The sequence below is a fragment of the Microlunatus soli genome (assembly GCF_900105385.1).
In the GTDB taxonomy this organism is placed as follows: Bacteria; Actinomycetota; Actinomycetes; order Propionibacteriales; family Propionibacteriaceae; genus Microlunatus; species Microlunatus soli.
Genome location: NZ_LT629772.1, coordinates 4614224 through 4632898 on the forward strand (window position 1 = coordinate 4614224; position 18675 = coordinate 4632898).

The window sequence follows — 18675 nt, forward strand, 5'->3', positions numbered from 1 at the left end:
GTTCAACTTGTGCGGTGAAAGATGGTCGGCACTGCACACGATCACGAAGGGGCAGCGATGTCTGAGACTGGACTCTCGATCGGATTCATCGGACTGGGGATCATGGGGCTGCCGATGGCGGCCAACCTGGTCCAAGGCGGACACCGGGTCCGCGGCTTCGCACGATCCGAACAGACGCGGGCGAAGGCGGCCGAGCAGGGGATCGAGGCGGTCGGGTCGACAGCGGAGGCCGTCGACGGGGCGGACGTCGTGATCACGGTGCTCCCCGACTCCCCGGACGTCGTCGAGGTCGGGCTGGGTGAGGGCGGCGTGCTGGGCCACACCGCCGCCGGCGTGCTCTGGATCGACATGAGCACCATCGACCCGGACACCGCCCGTGACCTGCACGCCCGATCGACCGCGCAGGGCGTCCGGTTCCTCGACGCGCCGGTCAGCGGTGGTGAGGCCGGGGCGATCGAGGGCCAGTTGTCGATCATGGTCGGCGGCGAGGCCGAGGTACTGGAATCGGCTCGCGGGCTGCTCGACCTGCTCGGGACGACGATCGTGCACGTCGGTCCTGCCGGCAGCGGCCAGGTGGTCAAGGCGGCCAACCAGATCGTCGTCGCCGGCAACATCCAAATACTGGCCGAGGCCCTGGTCTTCCTGCGTGGGCAGGACGCCGACCTGGAGCGAGCCCTGGAGGTGATCGGCGGCGGCCTGGCCGGCAGCACCGTGCTGCAACGTAAACGGGAGAGTCTGTTGGCGGGCGACTTCCGGCCGGGTTTCCGGGCTCGCCTGCATCACAAGGATCTCGGGATCGTGCAACGTTCGGCTCGGGCCGCCGGGGTCGGCCTGCCGGCCACCGCACTGGTCACTCAGTTGATGCAGACCCTGGTCGCCCGCGGTGACGGTGACCTTGATCATTCCGCGCTGTACGCCCAATGTGCGGAGCTGAACGCGGTGAAACCATGACCCAACGCTGGTGGCAGCGGCCGTTCGCGATGTTCCAGACCAACCTGCGGGAGATCGACGCCGGGATGGACGTCGAGGCAGCACTGGACGCGATCACTGCGTACGGCGCCGACGTCTGGTTGATCAATGCCGGCGGCATCCTGTCTTTCTACCCGAGCGATCTTCCGTTCCAGACAAGGAATCCGGCACTCAGCGAGCGGGCCAGCGGTGACTTGCTCGGCGACGCTGTCGAGGCCGCACACCGGCGCGGGGTCCGGCTGATGGCCCGGATGGACTTCTCCAAGATCAGCAAGGCAATCGCCGATGATCATCCTGAATGGTGCTTCATCGGCCCGGACGGCGAGCGACAGGTCTACAACGATCTGGTCAGCACCTGCCCCAGCGCCGACTACTACCAGCAACGTTCCTTCGAGATCATCGATGAGGTGCTGGATCGCTACCCGGTCGACGGCTTCTTCTTCAACTGGTTCGGTTTCAACGAGGTCGACTACAGCGGCGTCTATCGCGGCCCCTGCGCCAACGACACCTCCCGCAAGTCCTTCGCCGAATTCAGCGGCGGTGCCGAACTGCCCACCGGACCGGACTCACCGACCTACGACCAATGGCGATCCTGGTCGCGCGGCGTGCTGAAGGATCTGTCGGAGCGGATCCATGATCACGTCAAGCAACGCAACCCCGACGCCGGGTTGATCCTGCGGGACGCCGCCGACATCGTCTTCCACGAGGCCAACAACAAGGTGGGCCGCGAGTTGTGGCACCCGGCCACCGGGGCGATGGTGAGCGGAGTGCGGTCGGAATCTCCCGAGCTGCCGGTGCTGGTGAACGCCGTGTCCTTCATCGACATGCCCTATCGGATGGCGGCCGAGCGCACCGAGCACTTCGCCCAGTACTTCGCCCAGACGCTGGCTCGCGGCGGCAATCCGTCCGCCTACATCATGGGTCCGCCGGGGGAGATCGACTACCCGCTGCTGGGTCAGGCCTCGGAGATCGTCCGGCTGCGCAAGGCCAACTCCGACAGTTACGCCGACCTCCGTCCCGCCGGCAGTATCGGCCTGGTTCGTCCCGATCCGTTGGCCCAGACGTTGACTCGGCACGCCGAGAGTGAGGCCGAGTTCCGCGGACTCTATGCCGCGCTGCAGGAGGGTCACTGTCCGTTCGACGTGATCCCTGCCGAGGGGTTGGCCCAGGCGCCGGACCTGGATCGGCTGGCGGTGTTGATCATCCCCGATTGCCCCCTGGCCTCCGATGCTGCGAGCGCCGTCGAGCGATTCCGGTCCGCCGGCGGCAGGTTGTTGATCACCGGTCGCGGAACGATCGATGCCGACGGCCGGCCGCAGCTGTCCGGGATGCCGATCCGCCGAGTGCTGCAGACCCGGGACGACCCGGAGGAATTGAAGGCGACCTACGTCAGCGCGGATGCCGACGCACCGGACTTCGCGCCGCCGATGCTGCCGGTCTACGGCAGCTACCACGAGGTGGAGTCGGCGGCCGACGCCCGATCGATGCTGGCGCATCTCGGCGCAGCGCGCTTCGGACCTCCGGAGAAGGCCTACGGCAATCAGCCGGACGGACGGCCGGGCTATCTGGTCAGCGGCGACGGAGCGGTCGCACTAGTGCCGTGGACGATCGGCCGCTGCTACTACGACCTCGGCCTGGACGGTTTCCGCCGGTTGGCGGCCGGCCTGGTCCGCAGTCTCGCCGGTGCCGGGGTGCTGCTGACCGCCGAGCTCGATGAATGTGTGGAGATCACGATGCAGCGGGCGCCCGGCCGGCTGGTGCTGCATCTGATCAACTTCTCCGGTCGGCGACGGAAGAGCTTCGCGCCACCGATCCCGGTATCCGGTCGGGTCCGGCTGCCACTGTCGGCGGCACCGCGCGGTGTTCGGGCCTTGGTCGCAGGCCGCAGCTGCCCATCCTCCTACGTCGACGGTGAGTTGATCATCGAGCTGCCGGACATCGAACTGTTCGAGGCGATCGTGATCGAGGAGAAATGATGGCACCCACCATCGAGACAGTGCTGTGCACCCTCGGCTATGACGAGGCTGACCTCGATCAGCTCCGGGCTGCGTTCGCGCCGGCGGAGTTCGTCCACTGCCGTCCTGACGACGACGCGAGGATCACCGCCACTCTGGAACGGGCCGAGGTGGCCCTGCTGGCCGGCGATCTGGACGACCGTCACCTGGCGGCACCGCGGATCGGCTGGATCCACTGCGACCACGCCGGGTTGAACAAGTCGGCGCGGCCCGCAATCTTCGAGCGGGGCATCGCGCTGACCGGCTCGGCCGGCCGATCCGGGCCGGCCTTGGCGCAGCACGCCTTCCACTTCGCGCTCGCGCTGAGCTACGACACGTCGGCCGCGCTGCGGCAGCAAGCCGGGCACCGGTGGGCGCCACCGGAGTCGATCCGAGAACGTGGCTGCCTGTGGGGCAAGACCCTGGGCATCATCGGCTTCGGCCACACCGGTCGACAGATGGCGGCTCTCGGCCGAGCCTTCGGGATGCGGGTGATCGTTTACCGGCGCAGCGACAGTGAGGCGCCGGAGGACGTCGACCGGATGCTCAGCGCCGATCGCGGCGACCCGCTGGATCCGCTGCTCGAAGAGTCCGACGTGATCATGCTCGCGGTCGGGCTCAGTGATGAGACCCACCAACTGATCGGCAAACGCGAGCTCGGCCTGCTGAAGGCCGACGCCTTGTTGATCAACCTGGCCCGTGGTGGCGTTGTCGATCAGCAGGCGCTGATCGAGGCCCTGCGCGACGGCCGGATCGGCGGTGCAGGGCTGGACGTCACCGACCCGGAACCGCTGCCCGAGCACTCCGAACTCTGGGACCTGCCGAATGTGATGATCACGCCGCATCACACGCTGCCGATGCCGGACAAGACCCAACGGTCGATCGACGTGATGATCGCCAACCGGGAGCACTACCTTCGTGGCGAGCCGATGATCAACGCCGCAACCCCACGGGATCGCTACACCGTCGGCTGATTCTCGGGCTCGGCGAGTTGCTGTTCCCGCCGAGCAGCCACCCGGTCAGCTGCGTGCTGCAGATGCTCGCGCACGCAGCGTTCCGCCAGCTCCTGGTTGCCATCGGCAATGGCGGTCAGAATGGCGTCGTGCTCATGCGCCACCGACGCGGGCTTGGCGGTCTTGTGCGCCTGATACAGACCCATCGACAACTGGATCTCGCCGGAGATGGTCTCGAACAACCGGCTCAGTCGGGTACTGCCGACGCCGCCGACCAGCGCGGTGTGGAAGGCGATGTCGGCCTCGACCTGATCACGGTAGGCGTCCTGCTCCACGGCCGCGATCATCGCTTGTTGGGCCTCGGTGGCCGCGTCCGGGACGGTCGTCGTCGCTGCCAGTCGGCCGGCTGCTGCCGACTCGACCAGTCCACGGCAGAAGAACAGGTCGGTGATGTCGTCGATGTCCAGCTCGGGGACCACCGCGGTCTTGTGTGCGGTCCGGCGCAGCAGTCCCAGTGCGGTGAGCTTTTCCAGGCAGGCCTTGGCCGTCGGCCGGGCGACGTCGTACTCGCCGGCGATCCGCTGTTCGGTCAGCCGTTCGCCCGGGGCGATGTCGCCGTTCACGATCCTGGCGCGCAACGACTCATACAGTGCCTCGGTCAGTGAGGACGGTCCCAGCTGAAATCGACCCGCCGATGTCCCCGCAGTCATCGTCCTCACTCCCTGTCCATCATCCGCCCGATCGCGCTCCTGCTGTGCGCAATGTACTCACCGGGTCGGTGCAGTGTCCTGCAGCCAGCCGAACGATTCGGCCGTCGGCCCGGTCGGCTTGTACTCGCAGCCGAGCAGGCCGCGGTAGCCCGCCCGATCCAGGCCGGCGATCACCGCCGGCCAATCCAGGTCACCGGAACCCGGTTCGCCGCGGCCCGGGGCGTCGGCGAGTTGGACGTGGCCGATCCGCTCCGCCGCCCGGACGGCAGCGTCGGCCGGGTCGATGCCGTTGGTCGCCAGATGGAAGGTGTCCAGTAGCAGCGCCGCATTGGGTACCCCGGCCAGCGGCCCGTCCAACAGGGCCAGCACGTCGGCATCGGTGAGCAGCGGATAGGCGCCGTTCAGGCCTTCGGCCAACGGTTCGATCAACACCGTGCCGCCGATCGGTGCGACCGCGGCAGCACACCACTCGATCGCCTCCGCCGCTGCCCGGTGCTGCCGGTCCGCCGGCGAGTCGGTGGCCAGTTGGCCGTAGAGCAGGTTGAAATGCCGGCAGCCGGTTGTCTCGGCGATCCGCAGCAGCGGTGCGATGCTGGCTCGGAGCTCGCCGTGTCGTTCCGGTCGACAGGCGACCCCTCGTTCGCCGGCGGGCATGTCGCCGGCGTAGAAGTTCAGGCCGGTGAGACGGACGTCGGCCGCTTCGATCGCTGCGAGCAGTTCGTCGATCTGCTCCACGCCCGGTTCGGCCGTCGTAAACGGCCACCAGCTCTCCACCGCACCGAATCCGGCGGCGTGAGCCGCAGAAAACCGTTCCAGATAAGGGATTTCGGCGAACAGCAACGACACGTTCGCGCTCAACTCGTAGCCGCCGTACTCCATCGTGAGCCTCCATACAGGGAGATTAGTATGAAAAGTGTTCTTGACTAATTGCTATACAATCACACCATGACGTCGGAGTCGATGACCCTCACCGCGACCGAACAACAACCGCACAGCAGCGACCGGGACTGGTTCCTCGGGGCCTCCCGCTGGACCCAGTTGACCTTCGTGGAGAACGATCCGCAGACCTTCGATCAGGACTTCTGGATCGACGTGATGCAGCGATCGGGATCCAATGCGCTCTGCCTGAGTGCCGGCGGCTACATCGCCTTCTACCCGACCCGGATCCCGCTGCACTACCGCAGTGCGGAGCTGGCCGATGGTGACCCGTTCGGGGCGATGGTCGAGGCCGCCCGCAAGCTGGACATGCGGGTGATGGCCCGGGTCGATCCGCATGCCATCCACGATGACGCGGCCACGGCGCGGCCGGACTGGCTCGCGCTCGGCCAGGATGGCGAACCGTTACCGCACTGGTCCTTCCCCGACATCTGGTTGACCTGCCCGTTCGGCTCCTATCACCGGGACTTCATCACCGAGGTCGCCCGGGAGATCGTCGGTGACTATCAGGTGGATGCGATCTTCGCCAACCGCTGGGAGGGGCACGGCGGAGTCTCCTACAGCGAGGCCGCTCGGCGTGGCTTCTTCGACGCTACCGGGCTGCAGTTGCCCCGCCAGGACGACCCCTCCGACCCGTCGTGGCCGGCCTACGGTGCCTGGCGAAGCCGTCGGTTGAGCGAGTTGGTGGTGCTCTGGGACGACGCCGTTCGGGCGGTCCGGCCGGCGGCCCGGTTCATACCGAATCGGGGGAGTCTGCTCACTCGCGATCTTGATCGGCAGATCGTCGACGGTCGCTATCCGATGTTCTTCATCGACAAGCAAGGTCGCTCCGGTCGGGAGCCGATCTGGACGGCCGGGCGGATCGGAAAACGCAGCCGGGGAATGTTCCCCGAGCGTCCGGTCAGCCTGATCACCTCGGTCGGGCCGGAGAGTCACGAGTATCGCTGGAAGGACTCGGTCGCAGCCCCGGCCGAGCTGCGGAGCTGGATCGCCGACGGTTTCGCCCAGGGCGCCTCTCCGTGGTTCACCAAGTTCAACGCCCGGATCCGTGACGACCGGTGGGTGCAGCCGATCGTCGACGCGTTCGGTCTGCACAAGATCATCGACGATGCCGTCGGGGGACTGCCGTTCACCGAGCGGGTGGCGATCTTCGACAACCTGCGGATCGATCCGGCCCGCCCGTTCGGGCCGAAGGTCGGCGACGATCCGAACGAGGACGGCTTCTACCAGGCACTGGTCGAAGCTCGGGTCCCGTTCGGCTACCTCGCGGATCAGGAGTTGACCGCCGCGCGGTTGGCCGAGGTCGATGTCCTGGTGCTGCCCGACGCTCGGGCGATGAGCGAGGAACACTGCCGGGTCATCGAGGCCTACGTCGCCGCCGGTGGCAGCGTGGTGGCTGCCCATCGCTCCAGCCTGCTCGACGAGGAAGGGCGGCAGCGGGCGGACTACGGTCTGGGTCGGCTGCTCGGCGTCAGCCATCGCGGCGGTCCGCGTGGGCCGGTCAAGAACAATTACATCGCGATCACCGACCGACATCCGGTCGCCGCGGGTTTCGACGGGGCCGAGCGGATTGTCGGCGGCACCCACTTGTTCGCGGTCGACGCCGCTCCGGACGCGAGCGTGCCGTTCCGCTTCGTCCCCGACTTCCCTGATCTGCCGATGGAGGAGGTCTATCCACGGCAGGAGGGGCAGGTCGGTGATCCGGCGGTCGTCTGCCGCGAACAACCCGGCGGGGGTCGAACGGCGTACGTGGCCTTCAATGTCGGCGAAGTCTTCTGGGATGCGCTGCAATCCGATCACGGACAGCTGATCGCCAATCTCGTCGGATGGGCCCGCGGCTCCGCTCCGGCAGTTCGGGTGACCGGGGCCGGCCTGGTCGATCTCTCGGTCCGGGCCGACGAAGCGACCACCGCGGTGACGCTGGTCAATCTGAACAACCCGATGGCGATGCGCGGCCAACAACGGTCGGTGCTGCCGCTGCCTCCCCAGGAACTCCTTCTGGTCGCGCCGCCGGGCTGCTCCGGCGCCGACGCGCGGCTGGTTGTCGCCGGGCAGCACGTCCCTGCCGAACGACTGCCGGACGGTCGGTTCCGGGTGTCGATCCCGTCCGTCGGCGTGATCGAGACGGTGATCGTCCACTGGGGCTGATGCTAGATTGTCATACAAGTAGGCAAGCGCTATTGACAATCAAATAGTCCAATGGAACGATCTTCGACGGGCACAGCGGTGCCCGGCCGCTCGTCAACGATGGGAGTTCGGCATGAGTGGAGTGAGTCGAAGGGGCCTACTCAAACTGACCGCCGCCGGTGTCGCCGGCACAGCCTTGGGCGGTCTCGGACTGACCGGCTGCAGCGGTGTCGGAGGCTCGGTCGCAACGGGCGGCGGCAAGACGACACTGCGCTACGGCTTCTGGGGCAACAGCACCCGGCAGCAGCACTACACCAAGGCGCTCAAGGATTTCGGTCAGTCGCACAGCGACATCTCGGTGCAGACCGAGTTCGCCGAGTACGACGCCTTCCAGGAGCGGATGACCACCCAGATGGCCGCCAAGAGCGTCCCGGACGTTTTCTGGATCGCCTCGCCGCAGGTCCTGACCTACGCCAAGAACCACCTGTACCACGATCTCTCCGGGCTCGACCAGCTCAAGCTGTCCGACTACAGCTCGGAGGAACTGGACAGTTTCAAGCTGGACGGCAAGCTGAACACCATCCCGTTCGGGATCTATGTGCCCGTGATGCGCTACAACGCGAGCTTTGCCGAGCAGGACGGCGTCACCATCCCCGAGGACGGCGACAAGGGCTACAGCTGGGACGGGTTCGCGGAGTTCCTGACCGACTACAGCAAGCACAACAAGCACGGTCGCAAGGGGCTGCCGTACGTGCCCGATGCAGACCTGCCGTTCGAGGGCTGGTTGCGTCAGCGCGGGGAGCAGCTCTGGACCGCCGATGGCCAGCCGGGCTTCAGTGCCGACGGGCTGGCGGCCTGGTTCGATTGGTGGCAGAAACTCCGCAAGTCCGACGCGGTGTTGACCCGCAGCGAGCAGGAGGGGATGGGGCCGGACTGGGAGATCTTCGGCAAGAAGGTGCTGGCCAACCTGGACAATTCCAACCACATCGTCGGCGAGGCGCCGGTCTTCCCGGAGAGCACCTTCAAGCTGCGGCACTTGCCCGCCGACGCCGATGCTGCCGACGGGTACCACTATTTCTACTACCCGCGGATGGCGTTGTACGCCGGCACCGACAAGGCCAAGATCGAGGCGGCGGCTACCTTGATCGACTACAACGTCAACCAGACGACGATGCTGAAGACCGTCGGACTTGATCTTGGTGCGCCGCCCAACGCGCGGGTGGCCGAAGAGGCGAAAGCCTTTGCCAACAAGGACGAGCAGGAGATGCTCCGGGTCGTGGCGGAGGACCGCGCGCAGAAACGCAACCCGCGGTACGAATCCCCGGCCGGCGCCAACAACTGGCGGACGATCATGACCCGGATCGCCGAGGCGATCGATCTGGGCAACACCACCACGACCAAGGGTGCCCGGCAGATGATCAGCGAGATCAAGACTGCGATCGATCGGGCGAGCAATCAGTAGCCGGGTCGCCGAGCAGCGGGGAGGTGGCAGCCGGATGGCAACGACCACCACGTCGCGCGGCGGCTACCTGCGACGCCAGGGCAAGGTGGCCCACGTCTTCCTGATCCCCTGGCTCGCCGGCCTTGCCCTGGTCACGGCGATCCCGCTGCTCGCCTCGCTCTACCTCGCCTTCACCAATTACAACGTGCTGTCCAGTCCGAAATTCATCGGGCTGGCCAACTTCACCCGGATGTTCCATGATCATCGGTTCTGGCAGTCGGTGAAGGTGACGTCGATCTACGTCGCGGTGTCGGTTCCGCTGCAGCTGGCCTTCGCGCTGCTGCTGGCCCTGATCCTGGATCGCGGGCTGCGCGGGCTGACGATCTACCGCAGCGCCTTCTACCTTCCGTCCCTGCTCGGTGGCAGTGTCGCCGTGGCGGTGCTGTGGCGGGAGGTCTTCGGCGACTCCGGCCTGATCAACGACCTGCTCGGACTCGTGGGCATCAACGGGACCAGCTGGCTGCAGAATCCGTCCACCGCGCTGATCACGTTGATCATCCTGCACGTCTGGGCGTTCGGGTCACCGATGGTGATCTTCCTGGCCGGTCTGCGGCAGATTCCCGAGGACCTGTACGAGGCGGCCCGGATGGACGGCGCCTCCAAGCTGCGACAGTTCCGCAACGTGACCCTGCCGCTGCTCACCCCGATCGTCTTCTTCAACCTGATCCTGCAGACGATCGGCGCCTTCCAGTCCTTCACCCAGGCCCATGTCGTCAGTGGCGGCACTGGCGGCCCGGTCGACTCCACCCTGTTCTACACGCTCTACATCTACCAACAGGGATTCGTCAGCTTCGACATGGGGTACGCCTCCGCGCTGGCCTGGGTCCTGTTGATCTTCATCGGGATCGTCACCGCTGTCCACTTCACGTTGTCCAAGTACTGGGTCTTCTACGGAGACTGATCATGGTCGATCAACTTGTCCGCCCCGAGGCCGTCGTCCGGGCCCACCCGACGACGCCGTCCCGCTCGCGCCGCCGCGCTCGCCTGCGCGCGGTCGGCCAACACAGCGGGCTGATCATCTTCGCGCTGATCATGATCTACCCGTTGCTCTGGATGCTGGTCAGTTCGTTCAAGCCGGACAATCAGATCCTCGCCGATCCGAGCCCGATTCCGCGCGAGTTCACGCTGGAGAACTTCATCCAGGGCTGGAACGTCCTCGGTCAGCCGTTCATCGTCTTCTTCATCAACTCCCTGATCGTCACCGTCGGAGCGATCCTGGGCAACCTGTTCTCCTGCTCGCTGACTGCGTACGCGCTGGCTCGGTTGGAGTTCCGGATGCGCAAGATCTATGTCGGGATCGTCCTGGTGACGGTGATGCTGCCGATCCACGTACTGGTGATCCCGCAGTACATCTTCTTCTCCCAGCTGCATCTGGTGAACACCTACTTCCCGCTGGTGGTCCCGAAAGTCCTGGGCACGGACTCGTTCTTCGTGTTCCTGATGATCCAGTTCATCCGCGGTATCCCGCGCGAGTTGGATCAGGCGGCGATGATCGACGGCTCCGGCCCGTTCCGGACGTTCCTCTACGTGATCCTGCCGTTGATGCGCCCCGCACTGCTGACCACGACGATCTTCACCTTCATCTGGACCTGGAACGACTTCTTCGTGCCGCTGATCTACCTCACCTCGTCGCAGTCGTTCACGGTGCCGGTCGCGCTGAACTCGATGGTCGATTCCCAGTCCCAGGGTGGCACCGGGATGCTGCTGGCGATGTCGGTCGTCTCGTTGGTGCCGATCATGCTGTTCTTCGTCTTCGCCCAGCGGCATCTGATCCGTGGCATCGCCACCACCGGACTCAAATGATCACTACCAGGATTGCCTTCCGATAATGTCGGAGTCGATGTACGACACAGTGCAGTTCGATGCCGTGACCGATGAACCGGCGATCGCGTTCGCCACCGACCGGTTACGGGATGCGACAATCCGGTCCGGACTCGGCTGGGGGACTGGTGGCCGGCAGCCCTATCGGGTCGGTCTCACCGTTGAGGCCGACGCCGACGCCGATCGGCAGGGTTATCGGATCGACCGCACGGAGGGCGGTTGCACGGTGATCGCGGGCGGCCGGGCCGGAGCCCTCTACGGGTTGCTCCGCATCGCCGAGACGGTGCGGGCGGACGGACCTGCGGCGATCGCCGACGAGCAGAAGACGCCGTATCTGCCGTACCGCGGGATCAAGTTCAATGCACCGCTGGATGCACGGACCCCGGGCTACAGCGACGACGGCGACTCCGCGGCCGCTGCGGTCAGCGACCTGTGGTCCTTCGACTTCTGGCGATCACTGCTGGACCGGATGGCGACCGAACGGTACAACCTCCTGTCCTTGTGGAATCTGCATCCCTTCCCGTCGATGGTACGGGTGCCGGAGTACCCGGACGTCGCGCTCGACGACGTGATGGTGTCCGATGTCCGTCCGGTCGCCCACACCACCGGTGTCGGCATGGTCGACAAGCGGACCCGGGAGAGTCTGCGCACGGTCGCCACGATCGGCATCGACGACAAGATCGACTTCTGGCGGCGGGTGATGGCCCACGCCCACGATCGCTGCATCGAGATCATGATCTTCACCTGGAACGTGTTCAGCTACGGCACCGACCACACTTCGTACGGGATCGACGACCGGATGGACAATCCGGTCACGATCGACTACACCCGGGCCAGCGTCCGCGCACTGTTGCGGACCTATCCACTGTTGGCCGGGATCGGTATCACCGCCGGCGAACACATGGACCGCTCCGAGCATGGTGCACGCCGCAACCAGGCGTGGCTCCGGTCGACCTACGGCGCGGCGCTGCAGGACATCGCCGCCGAGCAACCCGATCGTCGGTTGCGGCTGATCCACCGCAGCCATTGGTCCGACCTGCAGGAGGTCTCGTCGGTCTTCGACGATGTCGGGTTGCCCGCCGAGTTCAGCTACAAGTACTCCTCGGCCCACCTGCACACGACGACCGAACCGCCGTACATCCACCGGGACGGATTCCTTGATCAACTACCGGCCGGGGCGCGGTTCTGGCTGACCGTCCGCGACGACGACTACTACCTGCTTCGGCCCGGTGATCCGGCATTCGTCCGGGATTATCTGCGGCGGCTGCCGTCCCACGCCCGGCTGAACGGCTTCTACCTCGGTCCGGACGGTTACACCATCGGCCGTGAGCAGCTGCGGCTGGCCCCGACCGATGACCGCGAGCTGGTGTTCGACCGGCAGTGGTATCTGTTCGCCATGTTCGGCCAGCTCGGATTCGATCCGCACCTGACCGACGGCTATTTCCGAGACCGGCTGCGGGTGCGTTATCCGGCAGCGGACCCGGCCACACTGGACGACGCCTGGCGAGCGGCGTCGATGATCATCCCGGCCGTCAACACATTCCACTTCGAGGGCAACAAGTTCGACCTCGACTGGTATCCGGAAGCCTGTCTCAGCCATCCGCGACAACGCCACGGATTCCATACCGTGCATGATTTCATTGCCGCTACGCCGCTACCGGGCAGTGGCCTGCTCGGCATCGTCGAGGACTGTCGGACCGGCGGCGCCGACGGGATCCGACCCGGTGAGGTGGCCGACCGGCTGGACCGAGCGGCGACCTCGGCCACCGCTGCTGCCGAACGACTTCGCGCCGCGGCCGATCCCGAGCTGATCGAGTTGCTGGACGACATCGTCGACCTGGCCGAACTCGGCTGCTACTACGCCGACAAGATCCGCGGAGCCGCGGCAACCCATCGGGTGATCGCCGGAACGGCGTTGGACGAGGACGCTCGGCAGCAGGCCGTCACGCATCTGGAGAATGCGTCCGACCACTGGGCCCGCTACGCCGGTCGCGTGCACCGGCGGTATCGACCGCAACGGTTGAGCCGACTGGGCGGCCGGATGGTGGATCTCCGCGACCTCCAGCACGACGTCGACTACGACATCACCCTGGCACGTGCGGTGGGTTACGACGAGCACCGGTGATGCCGGTCCTCGGTCGGTCGGGCTGCTCAGACCTGTCGGTGCTTCTCTCCCGCGGGCCGTTCGGCGTCCGCCGTCGCCAACGACGGCAAGCCGCCCGGTTCGGTGGCAACGGGGACGCCTCGAGGTGGACCTACTTGCCGCCACGCAACGCCGAGGCCATGCCCGCGATCAGGCAGGCGACGATCGCGAAGATGAACGCCACTCCCAGGCCTGCGGGGATCGGCCGTGGACGGCCTGATGCTCAGCGTGGTCACAGACGGACCGGTGCGTGGATCGGGTCTGCCGTCCCGACGCGCATCTCGAAATCTGCGGCCGTCCAGCCTCGAGTTGCATCTGGGGTCGGCAATCCGGCGGGATCATTCACCGCAGAGCGGATGAGGTAGCCAGGGCGTGGCGATCGACTCAGCGCGGGCCGGACAGACCCGGTCCGGCGGGCCCGACGGTCGGCGGCTGAACGCCACGGATCGAGAAGTCGATCAGCTGGATCGGGTGGTAGAGCGGGACATCGGCGTCACCCTCGGCCAGGTAGCGGCGAATCTGCAGCAGGCAGCCCGCATTGCCGGTCGCGATCAGCTCGGGTTCGGTGGAGAGGATGTTGCGGACCTTGCGGCGGCCGAGTTGCTCGGCGGGTTCGGGGTTGGTCAGGTTGTAGGTGCCGGCTGAACCGCAGCAGGTCTCGGATTCCGGGATGTCGGAGATGGCGATGCCGGGAATCGCCTGCAGAGCAGCGCGTGGTTGGGACCTGACCTGCTGGCCGTGCGCGAGATGGCACGCATCGTGGTAGGCAACCGTTGCCTGAATCGGATGCCGTCGGGCAACCGGTCCGAGCTCATCGAGGAGTTCGGAGATGTCGCGGCACCTGGCTGCAAATGCGGCGGCTCGGTCGGCGTAGTGAGGATCGTCGCGTAGCAGCCGGCCGTAGCCCTTCATGTTGGCGCCGCAGCCGGCGACATTGGTGACGATGGTGTCCAGGTCGAGCGGTTCGAAGGCGTCGATCAGTCGTCTGGCCTGGTCGGCTGCCGATTCGTCGCGGCCGACGTGCTCGGACAGCGCCCCGCAGCATCCCTGCGCGGCGGGAGAGAAGACCTCGCAGCCTTCCGCGGCCAGCACCCGAACTGTCGCTTGGTTCACGTCGTGGAAGAACACCCGTTGTGCACAGCCGGTGAGCATTCCGACTCGGCGACGGGTTGGGCCGATCGCGGCAGTGTGTTCGGGGAGCCGGGCAGCGATGTCGCTGATCCGGACCGGTGGCAGCAGCGCTTCCATCGCCCGCAGCTTCTTGGGCAGTCGGGTCAGCAGTCCGCTGCGGAGCAGCAGCGGGCGGAGGATGCGCTGATAGCCGGCTCCGAGCGCGGCCGCCACCCGGAGCCGATCCGGGTGCGGGAACAGGGCGAAGATCAGCGCGCGCCAGAGACGGTCGCCCGGCGAACGCTTGCGGTGGCGTTCGATCTGCGGGCGAACGTCGTTGAGCAACTTGTCGTACTGCACACCGCTGGGGCAGGCAGTCGTGCAGGCCAGGCAGCCGAGGCAGTTGTCGAAGGACTGGACGAACGCGTCATCAAGGTGGACCGCACCCTCTCGGCCCGCCTTCATCAGATCGATCCGACCCCGCGGCGAATCGATCTCGTTGCCCCACAACTGGTAGGTCGGACAGGCCGGCAGGCAGAACCCGCAATGGACACAGTCGGCGATCAGATCCTTCTCCGGCGGATGATGATCATCGAAGATGCTCTTCGGGGACCGGTCCAGGATCGTCTCGCTGGCGAACACTTCGGAGGGGTCGGTCATGGAGGGAGTCCTCTGTCGGGATGGTGGTCGTCAGAACCAGGGAGCGAACCGACCGGGCGCCAGCCGGTGTCCCGGGTCGAAATGATCCTTCACGGCGCGCTGCAGTCCGGCGGTCGGCGGAGGGTCGGGCATCGGCGCGGATGTACCGCGGAGCTGATCGACGTCACGGTCGCGGTCACGGAGCGTGAGGGTGCCGCCGAGCTGCCGTTGGAGGACGGCGCCGAGGTCGTCGATGAGTGCCGCCAGGCTCGCCACCGGTCCTGTCAGTCGTACGGTGTGCAACCCGATTCCGGTACTGCTGGTGAGTTCGAAGCGCACCTGATGGCGACTTCCGAGTGTGTCGAGTTGCTCGACCACCAGGGGCAACTGGTCGGGGAGCGTGCCAAGACGGACGGTCGCCGCACCGTCCGCTGCCGGATGGCATCTGCCGCCGCCGGTTGTGGTCTCGGCGGCGCGTCTCCACTGTTCGACAGCATCGTCGACGGTGAGGATCTGAAGGTCGACTGCGTTCACCTCGCGGAGCTGCTGAAGGACAACGGCTGCGGCCGGTTCGATGCTGCGCTGGGTGCCATCCAACCGGACCAGCAGGACGCCGGGCCCACTGCCGGCTCCGTACCACTCGGTGGCGCTGGGCTCCACCCCCGACCCGATGACCGCCAGAGTCGCCCAGACGGCGGCGACCGCGGACAGTCGGCAACTGATCGTCCGAGTCGCCTCCGGCACCGGCTGCAGCCGAAGGACGACCTCGCCGATCAGAGCGAGCGTTCCGAGTGACCCGTGCATCAATTTGGTCAGGTCGTATCCGGCGACATTCTTGATCACGTGACCGCCGGCGTGCGCGACAACGCCGTCTGCCAGAACCACGGTGCAGCCGATCGCGAGATCGCGCAGCGTCCCGTACCGCAAACGACACGGTCCGGCATCGCCGGTTGCCAGGAGCCCGCCGACGGTAGCGCCCGCAGCCTCTGTCGGCGGATCGATGGCCAGCCATTGACCGTGCTCGGCGAGAACACCTTGCAGGGTGTTCAAGGGCGTTCCGGCCTGCACCGCGACCGTCATATCACTCGGCCGGTAGTCGATGATCTGATCCAGTCGACTGGTGTCGAGCTCAACCATCGGGGCGGTGACGGGGCCGCCCCATCCGAGTTTGGTGCCGGCACCGGTGATCAGCACGCCGCGGCGGTCACCGGCACCGGCGCGCAGATATCGGGCGGCAGCCTCGACCGTATCGGGACGTTGCCGTTCCGCGGCCGGCGGCCGGCCGGGGCTGGTGGCTGTCGTCATCGGCTCTAGCCCCTTCCGATCCGGCCGGTCAGTTCGAGCGGATGCGGCCGGTATTTGCCCGACCTTTCGCCGCACAGTCGCGGGGTGGGGAAGATCTTGTCCGGGTTGGCCAGGCCGGCGGGGTCGAACGCGGCGCGGACTCGTTGCATGGTTTCCAGGTCGTCGCCGGAGAACATCGTGGGCATGGAACAGGCCTTGTCGGCGCCGATACCGTGCTCGCCGCTGAGCGAACCGCCGAAGGTCACGCAGAGCTCGGCGATCGCCGTTGACAGCTGTTCGGCGCGTTCGGTCTCCTCCGCATCATCGGAGTCGAAGAGCACCAGCGGGTGCAGATTGCCGTCGCCGGCGTGGAAGACATTGGCTACCCGGAGGCCGGCGGCCGTGGCGAGTTCGGCGATCCGAGTGAGGACCTCGGCGAGCTTGGTTCGGGGGATGACGCCGTCCTGAACCAGGTACGCGGGGCTGATCCGACCCATCGCCGCGAAGGCAGACTTGCGGCCCTTCCAGATCAAGTCCCGCTCGGCGGGACTCTGTGCGATGCGGATGTTCGATGCGTGGTTGTCCCGGCACAGTCGTTCGGTGATCGTGAACTCCTCGCCGACGGCTGCATCGAAGCCGTCGAGTTCGATCACCAGCGCGGCACCGGCGTCCCTGTTGTAGCCCGCTCGGGTTGCGGTCTCCACAGCCGAGATCGCCAGCTGATCAAGCATCTCGACGGCGGCGGGAATGACGCCGTGTGACACGAGCCCGCTGACAGCGTCGGCGGCTTGCTCTGCAGTCGCGAAGTCGGCGACCAGGGTGCGCACCGCAATGGGGCGGACCAGCAGCCGAACGGTGATCTCGGTGACGATGCCCAACGTCCCCTCGGATCCGATGAACACTCCGAGCAGATCTGGTCCGACAGGATCGGCCGACGAGCCGCCGAGTCGGACCACCTCTCCGGTCGGAGTGACAACCGTGATCGCGTGGATGTGGTTGGTCGTGAATCCGTACTTCAGGCAGTGGGCTCCGCCGCTGTTCTCGGCGACGTTCCCACCGACCGAACAGACGATCTGACTGGATGGATCCGGTGCGAAGTACAGACCGTGGGATTCCGCGGCAGCCGAAACGGCGCTGTTGGCCATCCCCGGTTGGACAGTCATCCGCCTGTTGTCCGGATCGATCGACAGCACCTTGCGCATCCGTGCGGTGCTGATCACGACACCATTCGCTTGCGGTAGAGCGCCACCGGAGAGTCCGGTGCCTGCACCACGAGGGACGAAACAGACGCCGTACGTCGTGCAGATCCGCACGGCGGCGACAACGTCCTCGGTCGAGTCGGCGAGGAGGACGAGCGCGGGACGGACCCGGAAAGCACTGAGCCCGTCGCACTCGTAGGTCCTCAGCCCGGCCGGGTCGGTGATGAGCTGATCCCGGCGAAAGGTCGCAGCGAAGGCGGCAGCAGCCGCCTCGATGTCAGGGCTCGCGTCAGGAACAGTGGCGGGCACCGTCGATACGCTCCGCGCCGAAATATCGCTGATCACCGTGGATGCTTGCCCCAACCCATTTTTACAATACGGAAATGTCACTTCGCTAAGTGAAACTGAGAATAGGAGTTCCGCGGGCGTTGGTCAAGTGGATTGCTGACCCGGCCTCTGCGGCCCGGCGTGGTGGATGGTGCCGTCCTGCGCTGACGGTCGGATCACCTCAGATGGCGGTGTAGCCGCCGTCGATCACGATGTCCTGGGCGGTCAGATAGTCCGAGGCGTCGGAAGCCAGGAACGTCACCAGGCCGGCGAGATCGGTCGGCTTGGCCATCCGTCCCTGGGGGATCCGGGCGACCCAATCGTCATGCAGTTGCGGCTGTCGGTCGAGGATCGCCTGGGTCAGGTCGGTCAGCACGTAGCCGGGCGAGATCGAGTTGACCCGGATGCCGGATGCGGCCCATTCGACCGCAAGTGACTTGCCCAGATGGGCGACGGCTGCCTTGGAGGCGTTGTACGAGGCCGCCCATTGCGGCACGTTGACGATCGACCCGGACATCGACGCGATCATCACCGCACTGCCGGGCAACCCGGCCGTGAGCAACCCGGACCCGAAGGCCTGGGCGGCGAAGAACGTGCCGGTGAGATTGACGTCGATCACCTTGCGCCACTGGTCGGCCGTCACGTCGACGGAGTCGCCGTTGATCTCGATGCCGGCGGCGGTCAGCAACACCTGTGGTACGCCGAGGCCGGCGCCGATGTCGGCGAACGCGTCGGCGACCGCCGCCTGGTCGGTGACGTCGACCCGACGACCGCAGGTCGCGACTCCGTACTCATCGGCGAGGTGTCGAGCGGTGTCGTCGACGGTGTCGAGCAGGTCGATCAGGGCGACCCTGGCTCCACTTGCGGCGAACGACCGGGCCAGTGCGAGACCGATACCGCGGCCGCCGCCGGTGACGACAGCGGTGCGTTGACTGAGATCGGTGTTCATGATGCGACTCCTT

14 protein-coding genes are annotated in these 18675 nt (G+C 66.5%); 8 read left to right on the top strand and 6 right to left on the bottom strand.

Features of this window, described 5'->3' with window-relative positions:
- Window positions 1-57 precede the first annotated feature (57 nt).
- The 3 genes from BLU38_RS21075 to BLU38_RS21085 are packed head-to-tail and all read left to right on the top strand — an operon-like array spanning window position 58 to window position 3937.
- Window positions 58-951, top strand: coding sequence for an NAD(P)-dependent oxidoreductase (locus tag BLU38_RS21075; RefSeq protein WP_091532892.1), 894 nt, complete (start codon window positions 58-60; stop codon window positions 949-951).
- Window positions 948-2945 (top strand): alpha-amylase family protein, encoded by a 1998-nt coding sequence (locus tag BLU38_RS21080; RefSeq protein ID WP_091527378.1) that lies wholly within the window; start codon window positions 948-950, stop codon window positions 2943-2945. Before BLU38_RS21075 ends, BLU38_RS21080 begins: the two co-directional genes overlap by 4 nt.
- Entirely contained in the window at window positions 2942-3937 is a 996-nt protein-coding gene (locus BLU38_RS21085; RefSeq protein WP_091527379.1) for a D-2-hydroxyacid dehydrogenase, read from the top strand. The genes BLU38_RS21080 and BLU38_RS21085 overlap by 4 nt, the downstream gene beginning before the upstream one ends.
- Here BLU38_RS21085 and BLU38_RS21090 read toward each other — a convergent pair.
- Together BLU38_RS21090 and BLU38_RS21095 are read right to left on the bottom strand one after the other, a co-directional pair.
- The gene (locus BLU38_RS21090) at window positions 3922-4626 is read right to left on the bottom strand and encodes a GntR family transcriptional regulator (RefSeq protein ID WP_091527380.1); all 705 of its coding nucleotides are present in this window, start codon (window positions 4624-4626) and stop codon (window positions 3922-3924) included. The genes BLU38_RS21085 and BLU38_RS21090 overlap by 16 nt on opposite strands.
- 57 nt (window positions 4627-4683) lie before the next feature.
- Window positions 4684-5505 (bottom strand): hydroxypyruvate isomerase family protein, encoded by an 822-nt coding sequence (locus BLU38_RS21095; protein WP_091527381.1) that lies wholly within the window; start codon window positions 5503-5505, stop codon window positions 4684-4686.
- Between the two features lie 66 nt (window positions 5506-5571).
- Here BLU38_RS21095 and BLU38_RS21100 point away from each other — a divergent pair, with 66 nt between their 5' ends.
- The 5 genes from BLU38_RS21100 (at window position 5572) to BLU38_RS21120 (ending at window position 13136) form a co-directional block, all read left to right on the top strand.
- Window positions 5572-7710, top strand: coding sequence for an alpha-amylase family protein (locus BLU38_RS21100; protein ID WP_231919964.1), 2139 nt, complete (start codon window positions 5572-5574; stop codon window positions 7708-7710).
- A gap of 112 nt (window positions 7711-7822) precedes the next feature.
- Window positions 7823-9151 carry an ABC transporter substrate-binding protein gene (locus BLU38_RS21105; RefSeq protein ID WP_091527382.1) on the top strand — a complete coding sequence of 443 codons (1329 nt, stop codon included), beginning with the start codon at window positions 7823-7825 and terminating at the stop codon, window positions 9149-9151.
- A gap of 34 nt (window positions 9152-9185) precedes the next feature.
- Window positions 9186-10091, top strand: a complete 906-nt coding sequence (locus BLU38_RS21110; protein ID WP_091527383.1) for a carbohydrate ABC transporter permease — start codon at window positions 9186-9188, stop codon at window positions 10089-10091.
- A 2-nt stretch (window positions 10092-10093) separates the two neighbouring features.
- The gene (locus BLU38_RS21115) at window positions 10094-10993 is read left to right on the top strand and encodes a carbohydrate ABC transporter permease (protein ID WP_091527384.1); all 900 of its coding nucleotides are present in this window, start codon (window positions 10094-10096) and stop codon (window positions 10991-10993) included.
- A 37-nt stretch (window positions 10994-11030) separates the two neighbouring features.
- On the top strand, window positions 11031-13136 hold the full coding sequence (locus tag BLU38_RS21120; protein ID WP_157683602.1) for a hypothetical protein: 2106 nt from the start codon (window positions 11031-11033) through the stop codon (window positions 13134-13136).
- Window positions 13137-13538: 402 nt separating this feature from the next.
- Here BLU38_RS21120 and BLU38_RS21125 read toward each other — a convergent pair whose 3' ends face one another.
- The 4 genes from BLU38_RS21125 to BLU38_RS21140 all read right to left on the bottom strand — a co-directional run bounded on the left by BLU38_RS21125 (window position 13539) and on the right by BLU38_RS21140 (window position 18662).
- Window positions 13539-14924: a (Fe-S)-binding protein gene (locus tag BLU38_RS21125; RefSeq protein WP_091527386.1), complete on the bottom strand. Its 1386-nt coding sequence runs from the start codon at window positions 14922-14924 to the stop codon at window positions 13539-13541.
- Between the two features lie 30 nt (window positions 14925-14954).
- The gene (locus BLU38_RS21130) at window positions 14955-16208 is read right to left on the bottom strand and encodes an FAD-binding oxidoreductase (RefSeq protein ID WP_091527387.1); all 1254 of its coding nucleotides are present in this window, start codon (window positions 16206-16208) and stop codon (window positions 14955-14957) included.
- A 5-nt stretch (window positions 16209-16213) separates the two neighbouring features.
- Window positions 16214-17776 carry an FAD-linked oxidase C-terminal domain-containing protein gene (locus BLU38_RS21135; RefSeq protein ID WP_231919965.1) on the bottom strand — a complete coding sequence of 521 codons (1563 nt, stop codon included), beginning with the start codon at window positions 17774-17776 and terminating at the stop codon, window positions 16214-16216.
- 118 nt (window positions 17777-17894) lie between these two features.
- Window positions 17895-18662 (bottom strand): SDR family oxidoreductase, encoded by a 768-nt coding sequence (locus tag BLU38_RS21140; protein WP_197679806.1) that lies wholly within the window; start codon window positions 18660-18662, stop codon window positions 17895-17897.
- Window positions 18663-18675: the final 13 nt, after the last annotated feature.

Coding starts and splice junctions, on each gene's coding strand:
- BLU38_RS21115 (WP_091527384.1), top strand. CDS start 10,094: ATGGTCGATCAACTTGTCCGCCCCGAGGCCGTCGTCCGGGCCCACCCG.
- BLU38_RS21095 (WP_091527381.1), bottom strand. CDS start 5,505: ATGGAGTACGGCGGCTACGAGTTGAGCGCGAACGTGTCGTTGCTGTTC.
- BLU38_RS21140 (WP_197679806.1), bottom strand. CDS start 18,662: ATGAACACCGATCTCAGTCAACGCACCGCTGTCGTCACCGGCGGCGGC.
- BLU38_RS21090 (WP_091527380.1), bottom strand. CDS start 4,626: ATGACTGCGGGGACATCGGCGGGTCGATTTCAGCTGGGACCGTCCTCA.
- BLU38_RS21130 (WP_091527387.1), bottom strand. CDS start 16,208: ATGACGACAGCCACCAGCCCCGGCCGGCCGCCGGCCGCGGAACGGCAA.
- BLU38_RS21110 (WP_091527383.1), top strand. CDS start 9,186: ATGGCAACGACCACCACGTCGCGCGGCGGCTACCTGCGACGCCAGGGC.
- BLU38_RS21085 (WP_091527379.1), top strand. CDS start 2,942: ATGATGGCACCCACCATCGAGACAGTGCTGTGCACCCTCGGCTATGAC.
- BLU38_RS21105 (WP_091527382.1), top strand. CDS start 7,823: ATGAGTGGAGTGAGTCGAAGGGGCCTACTCAAACTGACCGCCGCCGGT.
- BLU38_RS21125 (WP_091527386.1), bottom strand. CDS start 14,924: ATGACCGACCCCTCCGAAGTGTTCGCCAGCGAGACGATCCTGGACCGG.
- BLU38_RS21100 (WP_231919964.1), top strand. CDS start 5,572: ATGACGTCGGAGTCGATGACCCTCACCGCGACCGAACAACAACCGCAC.
- BLU38_RS21120 (WP_157683602.1), top strand. CDS start 11,031: ATGTACGACACAGTGCAGTTCGATGCCGTGACCGATGAACCGGCGATC.
- BLU38_RS21080 (WP_091527378.1), top strand. CDS start 948: ATGACCCAACGCTGGTGGCAGCGGCCGTTCGCGATGTTCCAGACCAAC.
- BLU38_RS21075 (WP_091532892.1), top strand. CDS start 58: ATGTCTGAGACTGGACTCTCGATCGGATTCATCGGACTGGGGATCATG.